This window comes from Pseudomonas sp. GW821-FHT02A08, from assembly GCF_059422045.1.
Map to the genome: position 1 here is coordinate 62,840 of NZ_JBWKWD010000004.1, position 19,555 is coordinate 82,394.

The 19,555-nt window shown below is 60.1% G+C and carries 12 protein-coding genes and 1 pseudogene; 6 read left to right on the forward strand and 7 right to left on the reverse strand.

The window, feature by feature from the left end; all coding sequences use genetic code 11:
* The first annotated feature begins 182 nt into the window (after window positions 1-182).
* From AC07W4_RS04545 to msrA, 3 genes are all read left to right on the forward strand, one after another.
* Entirely contained in the window at window positions 183-1,577 is a 1,395-nt protein-coding gene (locus AC07W4_RS04545; protein WP_495031664.1) for an alkaline phosphatase D family protein, read from the forward strand.
* A gap of 235 nt (window positions 1,578-1,812) precedes the next feature.
* Window positions 1,813-4,506, forward strand: coding sequence for a putative bifunctional diguanylate cyclase/phosphodiesterase (locus tag AC07W4_RS04550; RefSeq protein ID WP_495031665.1), 2,694 nt, complete (start codon window positions 1,813-1,815; stop codon window positions 4,504-4,506).
* A 173-nt stretch (window positions 4,507-4,679) separates the two neighbouring features.
* Window positions 4,680-5,330, forward strand: coding sequence for a peptide-methionine (S)-S-oxide reductase MsrA (msrA, locus tag AC07W4_RS04555; RefSeq protein WP_495031666.1), 651 nt, complete (start codon window positions 4,680-4,682; stop codon window positions 5,328-5,330).
* A gap of 136 nt (window positions 5,331-5,466) precedes the next feature.
* Here msrA and AC07W4_RS04560 read toward each other — a convergent pair whose 3' ends face one another.
* The 3 genes from AC07W4_RS04560 to putP form a co-directional block, all read right to left on the reverse strand.
* The gene (locus AC07W4_RS04560) at window positions 5,467-6,306 is read right to left on the reverse strand and encodes a 23S rRNA (adenine(2030)-N(6))-methyltransferase RlmJ (protein WP_495031667.1); all 840 of its coding nucleotides are present in this window, start codon (window positions 6,304-6,306) and stop codon (window positions 5,467-5,469) included.
* 114 nt (window positions 6,307-6,420) lie between these two features.
* Complete coding sequence (locus AC07W4_RS04565) at window positions 6,421-6,681, reverse strand: short-chain dehydrogenase (RefSeq protein ID WP_495031668.1); 261 nt, start codon at window positions 6,679-6,681, stop codon at window positions 6,421-6,423.
* A 103-nt stretch (window positions 6,682-6,784) separates the two neighbouring features.
* A complete protein-coding gene (gene putP, locus AC07W4_RS04570; protein ID WP_495031669.1) occupies window positions 6,785-8,269 on the reverse strand; it encodes a sodium/proline symporter PutP in 1,485 nt (494 codons plus the stop codon).
* A 461-nt stretch (window positions 8,270-8,730) separates the two neighbouring features.
* Here putP and putA point away from each other — a divergent pair, with 461 nt between their 5' ends.
* Together putA and AC07W4_RS04580 are read left to right on the forward strand one after the other, a co-directional pair.
* Window positions 8,731-12,681, forward strand: coding sequence for a trifunctional transcriptional regulator/proline dehydrogenase/L-glutamate gamma-semialdehyde dehydrogenase (gene putA / locus AC07W4_RS04575; RefSeq protein ID WP_495031670.1), 3,951 nt, complete (start codon window positions 8,731-8,733; stop codon window positions 12,679-12,681).
* A 256-nt stretch (window positions 12,682-12,937) separates the two neighbouring features.
* A complete protein-coding gene (locus AC07W4_RS04580; RefSeq protein ID WP_495031671.1) occupies window positions 12,938-14,740 on the forward strand; it encodes an acyl-CoA dehydrogenase in 1,803 nt (600 codons plus the stop codon).
* 117 nt (window positions 14,741-14,857) lie between these two features.
* On the opposite strand, the gene AC07W4_RS04585 is transcribed toward AC07W4_RS04580, so the two are convergent.
* The 4 genes and pseudogenes from AC07W4_RS04585 to AC07W4_RS04600 form a co-directional block, all read right to left on the reverse strand.
* Window positions 14,858-15,703: a methyl-accepting chemotaxis protein gene (locus AC07W4_RS04585; RefSeq protein ID WP_495031739.1), complete on the reverse strand. Its 846-nt coding sequence runs from the start codon at window positions 15,701-15,703 to the stop codon at window positions 14,858-14,860.
* A gap of 18 nt (window positions 15,704-15,721) precedes the next feature.
* Window positions 15,722-16,795 (reverse strand): annotated as a pseudogene (locus tag AC07W4_RS04590) (HAMP domain-containing protein); the annotation flags it as partial.
* A gap of 100 nt (window positions 16,796-16,895) precedes the next feature.
* On the reverse strand, window positions 16,896-17,198 hold the full coding sequence (locus tag AC07W4_RS04595; protein ID WP_204930769.1) for a cell division protein ZapA: 303 nt from the start codon (window positions 17,196-17,198) through the stop codon (window positions 16,896-16,898).
* Window positions 17,195-17,425, reverse strand: coding sequence for a hypothetical protein (locus tag AC07W4_RS04600; RefSeq protein WP_007971835.1), 231 nt, complete (start codon window positions 17,423-17,425; stop codon window positions 17,195-17,197). The genes AC07W4_RS04595 and AC07W4_RS04600 overlap by 4 nt, the downstream gene beginning before the upstream one ends.
* A gap of 275 nt (window positions 17,426-17,700) precedes the next feature.
* Between AC07W4_RS04600 and AC07W4_RS04605 the strand changes: the two genes are divergently transcribed.
* Window positions 17,701-19,326, forward strand: coding sequence for a methyl-accepting chemotaxis protein (locus tag AC07W4_RS04605; RefSeq protein WP_495031672.1), 1,626 nt, complete (start codon window positions 17,701-17,703; stop codon window positions 19,324-19,326).
* Window positions 19,327-19,555 lie beyond the last annotated feature (229 nt).

Sequence of the window (19,555 nt, forward strand, 5' to 3'; positions counted from 1 at the left end):
TTTTTTGCCTGAATGTTTTACTGAAAACGTCTTCCTACATTTGTGGCTGATATTGCCCACAACTCGAATCCATTTCTGCCAGATATTTTTTCGGGCCAAATAACTAGCCTTGGTTGAAAGACTACTTATTACACCCGAAACAACCATCTAACTAATTTGTAAGCAGCCGAATGGACTCAAACATGCTTAAACCAACTGTCGGCCCTATTATTGGTCACACCACAACTAATCACGCCCGTATTTTTTTGCGCGGCGAACACAATGAAAACACGTTGGTATTTGCCGGCATTCGTTATAGACGACAAGGCGAAGACCAATGGTCAAAAGGCATCTTTGCGAAACTCGAACCCAAGCACGACATGTGCGAAGTCTTTGCACTAAATAATCTGTCCGCCGACTCCTACTACGAGTATCAGGCCGGGTGGTTCAGCCCGGCCGGGCCGGCGCACACCGTCGACACGGTGAAGGAACTGCCGCTGCAATGGCCACAGCAGATATATCACCTGCGGACCCGCTCCAGCCAGGCCGGCCTGCCAAGGGCCTACATTGTCGGTTCCTGTCGATATCTGCGCATGACCGCCGGCATTGCATCGGCCCCTCACTTGGGTGACAGAATCTTCGCTTCAATTTCACGACTGGTGGAACAAGCCAGTCCTCCCGTCAGTGCGCTGGTGATGACGGGCGACCAAATCTACGTCGATGATTTGAACATCATTGCCCCGGATCGGGAACTCAAGGAAATCCTGCATAAATATCGCGTGGCGTTTTCGCAGGTAAATATCGCCAGATTAATGTCCAACCTATCCACTTACATGATCCTTGACGACCATGAAATAGAAGACAACTGGCCCGCCAACAAGAGAAAATCTGATGACTACTTATATGCAAACGCAATCAGGGCCTATGAATTGTATCAGGCCAGCCATAGTCCAGCCCATGCACTAACCGATGACGGACTTGTAAATAAACGGCTGGATAAATACTGGTATCAATTTACTGAAGGTGATACCGAATGGTTTGTTACCGACAGTCGAACCCGACGCAATCTGTCGGCCGCTGACCGACGCATTCTCGATGCCGACCAGGAACAGGCCTTGTGCGACTGGCTGATCCACAGCCCGGCGCGGGTCAAATTCGTGGTCACCAGTGTCATGTTCTACCCTGACCAAAAACGCTCGGATGATGACGCCTGGCAGGCCTTCCCCGAACAACGGCTGCGGTTGCTGGAGACCATTCGCACACGCTGCATCAAGAACGTCGTGTTCATTTCCGGCGATGTCCACGGCTCATTGACCAGCCGGTTGACCCACAGCGAGGACCCGGACTTCGAAGTCCACACCATCGTCTCGTCACCGCTGTGCAACAGCAAAATGTTGCCCTACGCCACGGCCTCCACGTTCGCCCTCGACCAACCCCTGGTCCGCACCGCCTCCGGCAACTATCGGCATGAGTTGACCAGCAATGTAATCAGCCAGGATAACTTTGCACACCTGGTCGTCGATGCCGGGCAGCTCCAGGTGAATTATCACGACCGGGAAGGCAAGCTGTTGCAGTCCATTGGCATCCCGTTTCGCTGACCCGGAAACGGATCGCAGCCAATAGCAATACTTGCAAAACTGCGAACTTTTCAGTGAATAGCATTACTTTTTGCCACCGACTGAAGAAAACCCGTCGTCTGCCGACATATTCTTATAGCACTTGGCCTTCATCTCTCTTGTCAGTCGGTGTCGCAATGATGCAACCTTGCCGCAGGCAACAGTAAAGAGGGCGAGAGCCCGGCGCGTTCAGCATATTCGAAGCGAGTTTCCCTCCATGAAAAGCCAACCCGATGCCGCCAGCCGTATGGTGGCCGAGGTAGTGACGCAGTTGCCTGTGCCCTCGCGGCTCGGCATGCTGCGTTTCGAACGGCTTAATGAACCCAGCTGGGCGCTGCTGTTTCTCGATCCCAATTGCGAACGCCAGTTCGGCCTGCCAGCCGTTGAGCTGTGTGCACTGGTGGGCTCGCCCTACGCCAGCCTGATGGAGCCGCAAGCGCGCTATGAACTGCATGACGCGATCCAGCAGCAACTGAGCGAAAGCACGCATTACCTGATCCGCTACACCCTGCACACCGCCTCTGGCGCCCTGAGCCTGCTGGAGCTGGGCGAAGCCTACAAACAACACAATCGACACCTGTTGCGCGGCTACCTGCTGGTCATCGACGGCCTGTTCGAAAATGACCCGCTGCAACCGGCCCTGGATCTGGAAACCCAGAACTCGCGCCTGCAAATCGCCCTGGAACTCAATCAGCGTGCCCAGCAGGAGCAACTGCTGCACCTGGAGCGGGTGCGTGCCCAGCAAGACCTGATTCTGCTGCTCACCCGTCAACGCTACAGCAGCAACAACTCCTTGCGCGAAGCCGCCGAGCTGATCACCCGCAGCGCCTGCGACATCTACGAAATCGACAGCGCCAGCCTGTGGCACCTCGAAGGCTCGATGCTGGTGCCGATCTCGGCTTATCACCGCACGAATCAGGAATACCTGCTGCCGCAACCGATCGACGTCAGCGTTTTCCCCGATTACCTCGACGCCCTGCACACCGGCCGTGCCATCGACGCCCATAACGCCATGCGTGACCCGCGCACCCGGGAGATGGCCGAAAGCCTGCGCCCGCGCGACGTCAATGCAATGCTCGACGCCAGTATCCGCGTCGACGGCCAGGTGGTCGGCGTTTTGTGCCTAGAGCAAACCGGGGCGACCCGCGCCTGGCAGTCGGATGAAATCGCCTTCGCCGGAGAACTGGCAGACCAGTTTGCCCAGGTCATCAGCAACCACAACCGGCGAACCGCCACCAGCGCCCTGCACCTGTTCCAGCGCGCGGTCGAACAAAGTGCCAACGCCTTTTTGCTGGTCAATTGCGACGGCGTGGTGGAATACGTCAACCCGAGCTTCACCGCAATCACCCAATACTCCACCGAAGAAGTGCACGGTCAGCGCCTGTCGGAACTGCCGGCCCTGGAGAACCTCAGCGAACTGCTGTTCGATGCGCCTTCGGCGCTGGCCAAGAGCAACAGTTGGCAAGGTGAATTCAAGAGCCGCCGGAAAAACCTCGAACCCTACTGGGGCCAGTTGTCGATCTCCAAGGTTTACGGCGACAACCGCGAGCTGACCCACTACATCGGCATCTACGAAGACATCACCCAGACCAAGCTCGCTCAGCAGCGTATCGAGCGCCTGGCCTACACCGACAACCTGACCAACCTCGGCAACCGCCCGGCGTTCATCCGCAACCTGGATGAACGCTTCGCCCGGGACAGCGACGCGCCGATCAGCCTGTTACTGGTGGACATCGACAACTTCAAGCGGATCAACGACAGCCTCGGCCACCAGACCGGCGACAAGCTGCTGATCAGCCTGGCCCGGCGCCTGCGCAACAGTCTGATCCCGAGCGGCAGCCTGGCGCGATTCGCCAGTAACGAATTCGCCGTGTTGCTGGACAACAGCGACCTCACGGTGGGCCAACAAGTGGCCAACCAATTGCTGGCGACCCTCGACAAACCGATGTTCGTCGACAACCAACTGATCAGCGTCACCGGCTCCGTGGGCCTGGCCTGCGCGCCGCTGCACGGGCGCGACCCGCAAACCCTGATGCGCAATGCCGGGTTGGCGCTGCACAAGGCCAAGGCCAACGGCAAACACCAGGTGCAAGTGTTCACCGAAGCGCTGAACGCCGAGGCCAGCTACAAGCTTTTTGTCGAAAACAACCTGCGCCGCGCCCTGACCCAGAACGAACTCGACGTGTTCTACCAGCCAAAGCTGTGCCTGCGCAGCGGCCGCCTGCTGGGGATGGAAGCACTGCTGCGCTGGGACCATCCGGAAAAGGGCATGATCCGCCCGGACCAGTTCATCAGCGTCGCCGAAGAAACCGGGCTGATCATTCCGATCGGCAAATGGATCGCCCGCCAGGCCTGCCGCATGAGCAAAGCGCTGACCGCCGCCGGCCTGGGCAACTTGCAGGTGGCGATCAACCTGTCGCCCAAGCAGTTCTCCGATCCGGACCTGGTGGCCTCCATTGCCAACATCCTCAAGGAAGAAGCCCTGCCGGCTCATTTGCTGGAGCTGGAGCTTACCGAAGGCCTGCTGCTGGAAGCCACCGAAGACACCCACCTGCAACTCGAACAACTCAAGCGCCTGGGCCTGACCCTGGCCATGGACGATTTCGGCACCGGCTACTCGTCGCTCAGCTACTTGAAAAAATTCCCTATCGACATCATCAAGATCGATCGAAGCTTCATCCACGAAATCCCGGACAACCAGGACGACATGGAAATCACCTCCGCGGTGATCGCCATGGCTCACAACCTGAAGCTCAAGGTGGTGGCTGAAGGCATCGAAACCGCCGAGCAGTTGTCGTTCCTGCGCCGTCACCGCTGCGACGTCGGCCAGGGCTACCTGTTTGACCGTCCGATCCCGGGCAACGAGCTGATCGACAAGCTCAAACGCTACCCGCGTGGCCCAATCGCCTGACCCTGTGGGAGCGGGCTTGCTCGCGAAAGCGGTAGATCAGGCAACATTGATGTCGACTGTCCCAACGCCTTCGCGAGCAAGCCCGCTCCCACCTTGATAGTGCTTAACCGGCAGTATTTGGGCACACTGGCAGTCTGTTTATTTACAACTCAACCTGACTGAGAGGACTGATCATGGTTCTGCGCTCGGAAATTCTGGTGAACAAAAACGTGCTCCCTACTAAAGAACAAGCTCTGCCCGGCCGCGAAACCGCGATGACCCTGCCTGAAAAGCACTTTGTGTTTAAAGACACCCCCTTGCTCGGCCCGTTCTTCGAAGATGTCGACTTCGCAATCTTCGGCCTGGGTTGTTTCTGGGGCGCGGAACGCCGCTTCTGGCAGCGCGACGGCGTAGTCAGCACTGTTGTGGGTTACGCCGGCGGCTTCACGCCGAATCCGACCTACGAGGAAGTCTGCTCGGGGCTGACTGGCCACGCCGAAGTGGTACTGGTGGTGTATGACAAGGCCAAGGTCAGCTACCAGGAGCTGCTGGCGATGTTCTGGGAACTGCACAACCCGACTCAGGGCATGCGTCAGGGCAACGACATCGGCACCCAGTACCGCTCGGTGATCTACGCCACCTCGCCGGACCAACTGGAAGCCGCGCTCAAGAGCAAAGAAGCGTACCAGGCTGAACTGTCCAAGGCCGGCCTCGGTGAAATCAGCACCGAAATCGACCAGGCACCGACCGTCTACTTTGCCGAGACGTATCACCAGCAGTACCTGGCGAAAAACCCGGAAGGCTATTGCGGGATCGGCGGTACCGGCGTGACCTGCCCGATCTGATCGACAGGGTCGAATGTAGGAGCTGGCTTGCCAGCGAAGGCTTTCAGGCTCCCACGGGTTCTGTGATCGACACAAGACCCTGTGGGAGCGGGCTTGCCCGCGAAGGCGTCAGATCAGACGCCAATGAAATAACTGATCAACTCTCGGCAATCAACCAATCCATCCGCCACCCACCCTGGGTCTGCCCAAGCTTCTCGGACAACCACGGCAGCAGCTCACGCAACTCTTCCTCCAGCCCCCACGGCGGATTGGCAATCGCCAACCCGGAACCGTTCAGGCTGTTCGGCGTATCCAGTGGATGCACCAGCAACTCCACCCGCAACAACTTCGGCGCACCGGTACCGGCCAGGTCCTGATAGAAGCGGCGCAGCGCGCGCTGATCCTTCACCGGGTACCAGATCGCCGCCACGGTCTGGCGCATCCGGCCAATCGCTTCCTTGAGCGACGCGGCACAACGCTGCATCTCGTCGAGCTTCTCGAACGGCGGATCGATCAACATCACCACCCGCTTCTCCGGCACCGGCAGCAAGGCTCGCGACACATGCCAGCCTTCACCCAGGTGCACCTTGACCCGGCGATCGCCGGCCATGTTGTCCTTGAGCAAAACACCGTCTTCCGGATGCTTCTCGTTGAGCAACACACGGTCCTGCGGGCGAGTCAAACGTCGCGCCAGCTCCGGCGACCCCGGGTAATAGCGCAACTGGCCATCCGGATTCATCTCGTGCAGCACCTGCATGTAATCGGCGGTCAGGATCGGCAGATCCGGCTGATCCCACAAACGCGCAATGCCTTCCAGGTACTCACCGGTACGGTTGGCCTGGTCGCCTTGAAGGTCATAAAGACCGATGCCGGCGTGAGTGTCGAGATAGGCAAACGGCTGCTCCTTGCGCGACATCAGGGCGATGAGGCGGGTCAAGGTCAGGTGTTTGAACACATCGGCGTGATTGCCGGCATGGAAGGCGTGACGATAATTCATGGCTGCTCCTGCGAAGGCCGGGAAGTTTACCTTTTACCGGCCGGCAAGTCAGGGGTTCACGGCTGAGTGGCCAGTTGAGGCACTACCCCCCCCTAACCACAAAAGCCCTATGTGCTACGCCGAAGGCCCCGCCCGCAACCGCCGCCCAACCACATCCAGCACATCACAGCCATCACGCAATGGAATAGCGCAGAGCAAGGCAACGTCGCTGAGGATGAACGACTCGCACTCGATCGAACCACGCATCGACAGGTCCTCAAGCACTTGGGTGACTGCGCGGATTCTGTAGTTGGCTGTGTCGGTGAGGATGTCGAGTGGCGCGTGGGTGTCGACGAACAGGGTGGGCATGTCGTTGCAGTTGCTGGTCAATGCCATGAAGCGGTTGTCGGGATGGGGGGAGAGGCAAAAAAACGGCCCGCACCATAAGGCTGCGAGCCGTTCTTTTATCAGGGATGGGAAGCGTTCACCCCATCACTCATCACTTGTTCAGGCGGTAATCATTCTCTGCAGCAGCAAAACGCTGGAACATGCCGGCAGTCGGCGTGCCCATCTTGCTGACGAAGTAGATCGCCAGGCTGGCGAAGATGAAGCCCGGGATGATTTCGTACAGGCCCAGCAGTTCGAAGTGTTTCCAGACAATCACGGTGATCGCGCCGACCAGGATACCGGCCAGTGCGCCGTTGCGGGTCATGTCTTTCCAGATCACGGAGATCAGCACGACCGGACCGAATGCGGCACCGAAACCGGCCCAGGCGTAGCTCACCAGACCCAGCACACGGTTTTCCGGGTTGGCTGCCAGGGCGATAGCCACCAGGGCAACCAACAACACCATGGCACGGCCGACCCACACCAACTCCAGCTGCGAAGCGGATTTACGCAGGAAGGTCTTGTAGAAGTCTTCGGTCAGGGCGCTCGAGCACACCAGCAACTGGCAGCTCAGGGTGCTCATGACGGCAGCCAGAATGGCCGACAGCAGGATACCCGCGATCCATGGGTTGAACAGGATCTTGGCCAGCTCGATGAACACACGCTCGTGGTTCTCGGAGACTGCGCCAGCCACGTCCGGGTGCGCCGAGAAGTAGGCGATACCGAAGAAGCCGACTGCCACGGTGCCGCCCAGGCACAGGATCATCCAGGTCATGGAGATGCGGCGGGCGTTGGCGATCGATTTAACCGAATCGGCAGCCATGAAACGCGCCAGGATGTGCGGCTGACCGAAGTAGCCCAGACCCCAGCCCATCAGCGAGATGATGCCGATGAAAGTGGTGCCCTTGAGCATGTCGAAGTTGCTTGGATCTTGCGCTTCGATGGCCAGGAAAGTGGTGTCGACGCCGCCGGTGGCCAGAAGCACGATAACCGGCGTCAGGATCAACGCGAAGATCATCAGGGTGGCTTGTACGGTATCGGTCCAGCTTACGGCCAGGAATCCGCCGATAAAGGTGTAGGCAATCGTCGCCGCAGCACCGGCCCACAGCGCAGTCTCGTAGGACATGCCGAAGGTGCTTTCGAACAGACGGGCACCGGCCACGATGCCGGAAGCGCAGTAGATGGTGAAGAACACCAGGATCACGACCGCAGAGATGATCCGCAGCAGGCCGCTCTTGTCTTCGAAACGGCTGGCGAAGTAGTCCGGCAGGGTCAGTGCATCACCGTTGTGCTCGGTTTGCACGCGCAGACGGCCGGCGACGAACAGCCAGTTCAGGTAGGCACCGACGATCAGGCCGATGGCGATCCAGCTTTCGGAAAGACCGGACATGTAGATTGCGCCGGGCAGGCCCATCAACAACCAGCCACTCATGTCGGAGGCACCGGCGGACAGTGCAGTCACGACGCTGCCCAGGCTACGACCGCCCAGGATGTAGTCGGAAAGGTTGTTGGTGGAGCGATAGGCCATCAAGCCGATCAGCACCATTGCTGCGATGTAGATCACGAACGTGATCAGGGTTGGATTGCTTACGCTCATTAAGTTACGCCCTGGCTTTGTTTTTATGTAGCGGCGGCTGGTGAACCGCTGGCAAACGCATACGTTCGACAGGCGATCCGGAATCCCGCGCATTTATGACTGATGTTTCCCCAGGAAAGCCATCAGCCGGTGCACCTGGATTTTGTCCTGGTTGCACCTTGGGCGCGAATGCTATTCAACAAAGCAAATAAGGTGCAACCAGTTTCTTGAGAATAAGTTGCACCTAGTCGGAAATAAATATCAAACACCGGTTTTTGCTCCTTTTCGGAGCAAGAACCGGAGCCAACCGCCTTAAAAAGCACCAAGCAGATGCAGCACTTGCGTACCAGAATTTATTTCCTGACGAGCTGCGTAATATTCCGACAAAAAAAGGGTTGCACCCGGTTGCACCTCAACAGTCGCACGGCTAATCTTGCCGCCAGCTGATGCCACGCCGTCGTGGCAAACATGAGGATAAAAACATGGCTACCACCACCCTTGGGGTCAAACTTGACGACCCGACCCGCGAACGCCTCAAGGCCGCCGCGACCTCGATTGATCGCACGCCGCACTGGCTGATCAAGCAGGCAATCTTCAATTACCTGGAAAAACTCGAGGGTGGTGCAACCCTGACCGAGCTGAGCGGTTTGACCAAGGATTCCGACGACACTGTCGACGCGCCTCTGGATCACGCCCACCAGTGCTTCCTGGAATTCGCCGAAAGCATCCTGCCTCAATCGGTACTGCGCGCATCGATCACCGCCGCCTACCGTCGCCCTGAGCCGGAAGTCGTGCCGATGCTGATCGAGCAGGCGCGCCTGCCGGCACCGATGGCCGAAGCCACCAACAAACTCGCCGCCTCGATTGCTGAAAAACTGCGCAACCAGAAGAGCGCCGGCGGCCGTGCCGGCATCGTTCAGGGCCTGCTGCAGGAATTCTCCCTGTCGTCCCAGGAAGGCGTGGCGCTGATGTGCCTGGCCGAAGCGCTGCTGCGCATCCCGGACAAAGGCACCCGCGATGCCCTGATCCGCGACAAGATCAGCACCGGCAACTGGCAGCCGCACCTGGGCAACAGCCCGTCGCTGTTCGTCAACGCCGCCACCTGGGGCTTGCTGCTGACCGGCAAACTGGTGTCCACGCACAACGAAGCCGGCCTGACCTCATCCCTGAGCCGCATCATCGGCAAGAGCGGCGAGCCGATGATCCGCAAGGGCGTCGACATGGCCATGCGCCTGATGGGCGAGCAGTTCGTGACCGGCGAAACCATCGCCGAAGCCCTGGCCAACGCGAGCAAGTTCGAAGCCAAAGGCTTCCGTTATTCCTACGACATGCTGGGTGAAGCCGCGCTCACCGAGCACGACGCCCAGAAGTACCTGGCCTCGTACGAACAAGCCATCCACTCGATCGGCAAGGCCTCCCACGGTCGCGGGATTTATGAAGGCCCGGGCATTTCGATCAAGCTGTCCGCCCTGCACCCACGCTACAGTCGTGCGCAGTACGAGCGCGTGATGGACGAGCTGTACCCGCGCCTGCTGTCGCTGACCCTGCTGGCCAAGCAATACGACATCGGCCTGAACATCGACGCCGAAGAAGCCGACCGCCTCGAGCTGTCGCTGGATCTGCTCGAGCGCCTGTGCTTCGAGCCGCAACTGACTGGCTGGAACGGCATCGGTTTCGTGATCCAGGCTTACCAGAAGCGTTGCCCGTACGTGATCGACTACGTGATCGACCTGGCTCGCCGCAGCCGTCATCGCCTGATGATCCGCCTGGTGAAAGGCGCGTACTGGGACAGCGAGATCAAGCGCGCCCAGGTCGAAGGCCTGGAAGGCTACCCGGTCTACACCCGCAAGGTGTACACCGACGTTTCCTACATCGCTTGCGCCCGTAAACTGCTGTCGGCGCCGGAAGTCATCTACCCGCAGTTCGCCACGCATAACGCCCACACCCTGTCGGCCATTTATCACATCGCCGGTCAGAACTATTACCCGGGCCAGTACGAGTTCCAGTGCCTGCACGGCATGGGTGAACCGCTGTACGAACAGGTTGTAGGCAAAGTCTCCGAAGGCAAGCTGAACCGTCCGTGCCGCGTGTACGCACCGGTCGGTACCCACGAAACTCTGCTGGCTTACCTGGTGCGTCGCCTGCTGGAAAACGGCGCGAACACTTCGTTCGTCAACCGCATCGCCGACCAGTCGATTTCGATTCAGGAGCTGGTGGCCGACCCGGTAGCCAGCATCGAGCAGATGGCGACCGTGGAAGGTGGTTTCGGCCTGCCGCACCCACGCATCCCGCTGCCGCGTGACCTCTATGGTTCCGAGCGCGCCAACTCCAGCGGCATCGACATGGCCAACGAACATCGTTTGGCATCCCTGTCCTGCGCCCTGCTCGCCACCGCGCACAACCACTGGAAAGCCGCACCGATGCTCGGTTGCGCTTCCAGCAGCGAAGCTCCAGCCCCTGTGCTGAACCCGTCCGATCTGCGTGACGTGGTTGGCCATGTGCAGGAAGCCACCGTCGAAGACGTCGACAACGCCATACAGTGCGCCCTCAACGCTGCTCCGATCTGGCAGGCCACGCCGCCGGCCGAACGCGCTGCGATCCTTGAGCGCGCCGCCGACCTGATGGAAGCCGAAATCCAGCCGCTGATGGGCCTGCTGGCTCGCGAAGCCGGCAAGACCTTCGCCAACGCCATCGCCGAAGTGCGTGAAGCCGTGGACTTCCTGCGTTATTACGCTGTGCAGGCACGCAACGATTTCACCAATGACGCTCACCGTCCGCTGGGTCCAGTGGTATGCATCAGCCCGTGGAACTTCCCGCTGGCGATCTTCAGTGGCCAGGTGGCTGCCGCACTGGCTGCCGGCAACCCGGTATTGGCCAAGCCTGCGGAACAGACTCCGCTGGTTGCCGCCCAAGCCGTACGCCTACTGCTCGAAGCCGGTATTCCGGAAGGCGTGCTGCAACTGCTGCCGGGTCGTGGTGAAACCGTCGGTGCCGGCCTGGTCGGCGACGATCGCGTCAAAGGCGTGATGTTCACCGGTTCCACCGAAGTCGCTCGCCTGCTGCAACGCAACATCGCCGGCCGCCTAGACAGCCAGGGTCGTCCAATCCCGCTGATCGCCGAAACCGGTGGCCAGAACGCGATGATCGTCGACTCTTCGGCACTGACCGAACAAGTTGTCATCGACGTGGTTTCGTCGGCGTTCGACAGCGCCGGCCAGCGTTGCTCGGCTCTGCGTGTACTGTGCTTGCAGGAAGATTCCGCTGACCGCGTCATCGAAATGCTCAAGGGCGCGATGGCTGAAAGCCGTCTCGGCAACCCTGAGCGTCTGTCCGTGGACATCGGCCCGGTCATCGACGCCGAAGCCAAGGCAGGAATCGAGAAGCACATCCAGGCCATGCGCGACAAAGGTCGCAGCGTGTACCAGGTGGCCATCGCCGACGCCGAAGAAGTCAAACGCGGCACCTTCGTGATGCCGACGCTGATCGAACTGGAAAGCTTCGACGAGTTGCAGCGGGAGATCTTCGGCCCGGTGCTGCACGTGGTTCGCTACAAGCGCAAGGACATCGATCAACTGATCGGCCAGATCAACGCTTCCGGCTACGGCCTGACCCTGGGCGTGCACACCCGCATCGACGAGACCATCGCCAAGGTGATCGACAACGTCAATGCCGGTAACGTCTACGTCAACCGCAACATCGTGGGCGCAGTTGTAGGCGTGCAGCCATTCGGCGGCGAAGGCCTGTCGGGTACAGGCCCGAAAGCCGGTGGCCCACTGTACCTGTACCGCCTGCTGTCGACCCGCCCTGCGGATGCGATCGAACAATCCTTCGCTCGCGGCGATGCTGCCGTAGCACCGGACGTTCGTCTGCGCGACGCCATGAGCAAGCCGTTGACCGCCCTGAAAGCCTGGGCCGACAACCACAAGTTCGCCGACCTGAGCACCCTGTGCGTGCAGTTCGCAGCGCAATCGCAAAGCGGCATCACCCGCGTCCTCGCCGGCCCGACCGGCGAGCGCAACAGCTACGCGATCCTGCCACGTGAACACGTGCTGGGCCTGGCGGAAGTCGAAGGCGATCTGCTGACTCAATTGGCGGCGGTATTGGCAGTCGGTGGTTCGGCGGTATGGCCGGAAGCCGACATGACCAAGGCCTTGTTCGCACGCCTGCCGAAGGACATTCAGGCACGCATCAAGCTGGTTTCCGACTGGAACAAGGACGAAGTGGTGTTTGATGCGGTTGTGCATCACGGCCATTCCGACCAGTTGCGTGCGGTGTGCCAGCAGGTGGCCAAACGTGCCGGCGCCATCGTCGGCGTGCAGGGTCTGTCCCAAGGCGAAACCAACATTGCGCTGGAGCGTTTGGTGATCGAGCGTGCGTTGAGCGTCAACACCGCTGCGGCGGGTGGTAATGCCAGCTTGATGACCATCGGCTAAACCCGATAAGCCGGGCAGCCACGATAGCTGCCTGGCAATCAAATCCCTGTGGGAGCGGGCTTGCTCGCGAAAGCGGACTGTCAGTCAACTTAAATGTTGAATGTGACGACCTCTTCGCGAGCAAGCCCGCTCCCACAATTGTTTTGTAGTGCCTGCTAAGTCGCTTCTCTGCCCTACCATCACGCTCATCAATCATGCTATTCAGCATAAATTCACAAGACTAGACTCGGCCCATCCCAACAAAAGGTAGGCCGCCATGTCCGAGACGCTGCTCAGTTCCCGCAATCTGGCTTTCGAGCTGTATGAAGTCCTCGATGCCGAGGGCCTGACCCAGCGTGAGCGTTTCGCCGAGCACAACCGCGAAACCTTCGATGCGGCCATTGGCACCGCCCGCAGCATCGCCGAGAAGTTCTTCGCCCCGCACAACCGCAAGGGCGACGAGAACGAGCCACGCTACGAGAACGGTCAGGCGATTCTGATTCCGGAAGTGAAACCGGCGGTAGACGCCTTCCTCGAAGCCGGCTTCCTCAACGCCGCGCGCAGTTTCGACGCTGGTGGCATGCAGCTCCCTACACTGCTTTCCCAGGCCTGCTTCGCGCACTTTCAATCGGCCAACGCGGCTTCGACGTCATACCCGTTCCTGACCATGGGCGCGGCCAATCTGATCGAAAGCTTCGGCACCGATGAGCAGAAACGCCGCTTCCTGCAGCCGATGATCGATGGCCGTTTCTTCGGCACCATGGCCCTGACCGAACCCCACGCGGGCTCGTCGCTGTCGGATATTCGTACCCGCGCAGAACCTGCGTCTGACGGCACTTATCGCCTCAAGGGCAACAAGATCTTCATCTCCGGCGGCGATCACCCGCTGTCGGAAAACATCGTGCACATGGTGCTGGCCAAGCTGCCGGACGCACCGGCCGGGGTGAAGGGCATTTCGCTATTTATCGTGCCCAAGTTCCTGGTCAACGACGACGGCAGCCTCGGCAAGCGCAACGACGTACTGCTGGCCGGGCTATTCCACAAGATGGGCTGGCGTGGCACCACCTCTACCGCACTGAATTTCGGCGATAACGGCGAGTGCGTGGGCTATCTGGTGGGCAAGCCGCACCATGGCTTGAGCTACATGTTCCAGATGATGAACGAAGCGCGGATCGGCGTCGGCATGGGCGCGGTGATGCTTGGCTACGCGGGCTATCTGTATTCGCTGGAGTACGCCCGCGAGCGTCCGCAGGGCCGCGTGCCGGACAGCAAGGACCCGAACACCGCGCCGGTGGCGATCATTCAGCACGCCGACGTCAAACGCATGCTGTTGACGCAAAAGGCCTACGTCGAAGGCTCGTTCGACCTCGGCCTGTACGCGGCGCGGCTGTTCGATGACACCACCACCCTTGCGACCGAAGCCGAACGCAAGCAGGCCCATGAACTGCTGGATTTGCTGACACCAATCGTCAAATCCTGGCCATCGGAGTTCTGCCTGAAGGCCAACGAACTGGCGATCCAGATCCTCGGCGGCCACGGCTACACCCGCGAATACCCGGTGGAGCAGTACTACCGCGACAACCGCCTGAACCCGATCCACGAAGGCACCCACGGCATTCAATCACTGGACCTGCTGGGCCGCAAACTGGCACAGAACGGCGGCGCCGGGCTCAAGCAGCTGATCCGCCTGATCGCCGACACCGCCGAACGCGCCCAGGCATTCGAGTCGCTGACGCCGCTGCGCGAACCGTTGGAGAAACTGGTGGCGCGCCTGCAAACCGTGACCATCGGTCTGCTGACCGATCTGGCCCAGGGCAAGGTCAACAGCAGCCTGGCGAACTCGGCACTGTACCTGAAGGTGTTCGGTCACACCGTGATCGGCTGGCGCTGGCTGGAACAGGCGATCCGCGCCGAGGCAGGCCTGGCCAAGGGCAATGCGGCGGATGTCGCCTTCTATAAAGGCAAGCTGCAGGCGGCGCGTTACTTCCTGACGTGGGAAGTGCCGGGCTGCCACCATGAACTGGCGATTCTTGAGGCGCGGGATGATGTTTGCCTGGGGATGCAGGATGAGTGGTTCTAGCCTCAAATACTTGTAGTGCTGCTTAGATCCATTCGCGAGCAAGCCCGCTCCCACAGATGAATGCATTTCAAATGTGGGAGCGGGCTTGCTCGCGAAGACGTCCGCGCAGACGCTACATCACCCCAGCTTGAACCCACCCATCTGCCGCGCCAGATCATCCGCCAACCGCTGCAACGTCTGGCAGTCCTCACGACAAGCCCTGACCTCCCCCGCCGTCGCCCGGGCCAGATCGGAAATGCCCTGCACGTTGCGATTGATTTCCTCGGTGACCGCCGATTGCTCTTCCGTCGCCGTCGCCACCTGATGGTTCATGTCGCTGATGCGCTCCACTTGCCCGGTAATCGCGGTCAACGAAGCCCCGGTACGCTGGCTCGACTCGACCCCCGTGCCCGTCGCGGCTTGCCCGGAATGCATCGACGACACCGCATTTTCCGCCCCCTGCTTGAGGCTACCGATCATCTGCTGGATTTCATCAGTTGACGCCTGCGTACGCCGCGCCAAAGTCCGCACTTCATCGGCTACCACGGCAAACCCACGCCCCATGTCCCCGGCCCGCGCCGCTTCGATAGCGGCGTTGAGCGCCAGCAAATTGGTCTGTTCGGAAATCCCGCGAATCACCGCTAGCACCTGATCGATGGACGCCACCTGATGGGCCAACTCACCCACAGCGCTGGCAGCGACACCGATTTCATCCGACATGCTTTCAATATGGCGGATCGAGCCACCCACCACTTCCCGTGCCTGCATCGCCTCATCCCGAGCCGTTTGCGACGCGACCGCCGCGTTGCCGGCATTCTGGGCGATTTCCTGAACGGTCAGGCCCATTTCATGGACTGCGGTGGCCACCATGTCGGTCATTTCCTGCTGGCGGCCGGAGCGTTCAGCGGTGTTATCCACAACCCGTGCAACCTGGCCGACAGCGGTGCGCAGTCGCTCGCTGGTGGTCAGCACTTCACCAATCATGTCGCGCTGGCTGTCGAGAAAGCGATTGAAACCACGAGCCAGATCGCCTAGCTCATCGGCTCGACTGGAATCTAACCGGTGGGTCAAATCTCCACCACCGCTACCGATGGCAACCAGTGCCGCTGTTACCTGACGAATCGGTCGTACCAACCCACGGGCCAGCAGCACCACCAGCAACAGGCACACCAGCGCTACGGCCAGGCCGATGCCGCTGCTCATCCACATGGCGCGGCGGGCTTCGGCGTAGATCTGCGATTGCGGCACTTCGGCCACCAGGGTCCAGCCGAGATCACGCAGCGGCAAGCTCAACGCCAGATAATCTTCGCCATCACGCACAAAACCACTTTGGGTGGCGTTATTTTGACCCATCACCGCTTGTGCCGCCGCATCGCCAATCTGCTCGTTCAAGGTGCGCTTGCCGCTCAATTGCGCCTCTGGGTGAACCTGGATCAAACCGTCGGAACGCACGAGATAGACCTTGCCGCGCTCCCCGAAGCTGAAATTGTGGATCAGCTCAGACAGCTCTTTCATGCTAAGGCCAAGCCCGGCAACACCCACGACTTTGCCGGCCTGCTCGACTTTGAAGTCGATGAACAGCGCCAATTCTCCGGTGGCCGTGTCGTTATCGATATTGAGGGTGCGCGGCTGGTTGCTGTCGAGAAACGAGTAGAACCAGGCGTCTTTCGGATTGGAACGACTGAGGGTCCGGTCCAGGCCTTTTTCGGTGAAGTAATGGTTGGACGCGGTGCCGACAATAATCGCGGTAAAGGCCTTGTGCTCGGCGCGGACGCCTTCGAGATAGGTAGAAAAGGTGCCGGCCCGGGCACCGTCTTCACCCCCGGCCAGCCAGTCGCGCACCATACTGTTGCTGGCGATGTCCTTGGCGGCGGTGAGGGGTTGAACGAGGATCCGCTCGATGTCGTTGCGCATCGCTTCGATGCTCGACGGCAAGGCTTGCTCGACCAGATAGCTCTGGGCGAGGCGGTTGACCACCAGGGTATAAATGCCAACCACGATCAGGATACTGACGAGCAGAGCGGTGCCCATGCTCAGGATCAACTGCCATTGAATACTGCGTCGCCAGAACTGCATGGAGCACCCCCAAAGAATAAGAGGCTGAAACACTGCAACAGCCGTGCCGATTGTATACAAGCCAACCGACAATCTATTCTTTGGTTGTGCGCAAAGCCGATCAGGCCTGATTGATCGTCTTGGAAATCACTTCAACCGTGGCGCTGACTTGCTCTTGGTAACGGTCGAGTTCGAGCTTGTGCTGTTTCTGCATTTCGATCTGCCGGGAGCACAGATTCATCGCCGCCAGCACCAGCAGTCGGTCACCGATCAGCGTCGGGTACTTCCTCTTGGTTTCGGCCAGGGCTGCCTTCAACATCATCGCGGCGTCCAGCAGGGTCTGTTCTTCCCCGGCCGGTGCCTTGATCGAATAGTCCTCCCCCAGGATCGAGACGACTTTTACCCCTGCGGCGTTGTAACTCATGCGCTGACAGGGCCTGCACTGACGCGCTCAACCAGGGCCTGGATGCGAGCCGCCGTAGCGCCTTGCTTCTCTTCCTGCTCCATCAGGCTCAGTTGCAGGCTTTCGTTTTCATCCTTGGCCTGGGCCAGTTCTGCGGTCAGGGTCTGGTTGGTGCCGAGCAACGTCTGGTTCTGTTGCACCAGGTCACTGACCAGTTGTTCCAATTGGCTTAGGGATGCTTCCAACATTTTGATTTTCCGGGCTTTTTCAAAGGGCGCGTACGATAAAGAAAAGTCACCCTGGATGCCAGGGTTATACAGGCGCAAAGCCTTGATTTTGCTGACGGGCAACCTTCCTCGCGAGTTTTAAAGACTGTGACAGGCCGATCTGGTTCCTGCACTTCGTCGCCATAAGGTGCAACCGGCTGAAACACGGGGGGCTCAAGACTTCAGCCAGGCGACCGATAAGTCATCCATACAGCAGCCTCAGCCCCGCACGGATGCGCTCTTTTTCGGTGAACGCCATGTCCCTTCGTAATATGAATATCGCCCCTCGGGCGTTCCTCAGCTTTGCGCTGATCGGCGGCTTGATGATGGTTCTGGGGGTGTTTGCCTTGAATCAGATGAGCAAGATCCGCGGCGCCGCCGAGAACATCACCAACAACAGTGTGCCGAGCATCAAGAGCCTGGACGAGTTCACCCAACTCACCTTGCGCCTGCGCGTGCTGTCCTACCGCTTGCTGGTGAACCGCGAGCCGGACGTGCAGCAGAAAACCATGGAACTGCTGGAAATGCGCAACCAACAGATTCGCGCCGCCCAGGCGACCTACGAAAAGCTGATCGCCAGCCCGCAGGAACGTGCGACCTACGATCAATACGTACAACTTCTGGGTCAGTACCGCCAGATCGAAGACCGGATGAAGACCCTGTCGCGCAACAATCAGGTCGATGAACTGCGCAGCTTGCTCAACACCGATTTGCTCAACAATTCCGAAGCGGTCAACACCGTGCTGAACCGGCTGCTGGAGATCAACACCCAGCAGAGCCACGACACCAACCAGCAGGCGGCGGATCAATACGATTCGGCATTCAACCTGGTGATCGTCCTGCTGGTGATCGCCACCGCCCTGACGCTGCTGCTCGCCTGGTTGCTCACCAACAGCATCACCCAACCGATCGCCAATGCCCTGGGCGCCGCCGAACAGATTGCCGAAGGCAACCTGACGCGCCCGATCACCGTTGACGGCCAGGATGAAGCCGGCCGTTTGCTGCTGGCCATGTCGAAGATGCAGGACAAACTGCGCGACACCCTGCAGCGGATTTCCGGCTCGGCCACGCAGTTGGCATCGGCTGCCGAAGAACTCAACAGCGTCACCGACGAAAGCGCCCGTGGCCTCACCCGGCAAAACAACGAGATTGAACAGGCCGCCACCGCAGTCAACGAAATGACCAGCGCCGTGGAAGAAGTCGCGCGCAACGCAGTCAGCACGTCCGAAGCCTCGAAGAACGCCACCACCTCCGCCGGCGACGGCCGTGACCTGGTGCAGGAAACCGTCAGCGCCATCGAACGCATGAGCGCCGATGTGCAGAGCACCGCGACCTTGATCGGCGACCTGGCCAACGAATCCCGCGACATCGGCAAGGTGCTGGACGTGATCCGTGGCCTGGCCGACCAGACCAACCTGCTGGCCTTGAACGCTGCCATCGAGGCCGCGCGCGCCGGTGAGGCCGGTCGTGGTTTTGCGGTGGTGGCCGACGAGGTACGCGCCCTGGCCCATCGCACCCAGCAGTCGACCAGCGAGATCGAACGCATGATCGGCAGCATCCAGAGCGGTACCGAGCACGCGGTGGATTCAATGCGCAACAGCACCGAACGCGCGGAATCGACCCTGAACATCGCCCGCGGTGCCGGGATGTCGCTGGACACCATCAACAGCGCCATCGTCGAAATCAACGAGCGCAACCTGGTGATCGCCAGCGCCGCTGAAGAACAGGCGCAGGTGGCCCGTGAAGTGGATCGCAACCTGGTGAACATCCGTGACCTGTCGGTGCAGTCGGCCACCGGGGCGAATCAGACGAGTGCGGCGAGCAATGAGCTGTCGCGCCTGGCGGTGGACCTGAACACTCTGGTTGGGCGGTTCAGCCTCTAACGGCCACGCCCCCTGTAGCAGCTGGCGAAGCCTGCGTTCGGCTGCGAAGCAGTCGTAAAATCCGAGTCCTCGAATCACCTGAAGCACCGCGGTGTCCGATTCAGCGACTGCTTCGCAGCCGAACGCAGGCTCCGCCAGCTGCTACAGGGATAGTGACCTGTCGGTGCAGTCGGCCACCGGGGCGAATCAGACGAGTGCGGCGAGCAATGAGCTGTCGCGCCTGGCGGTG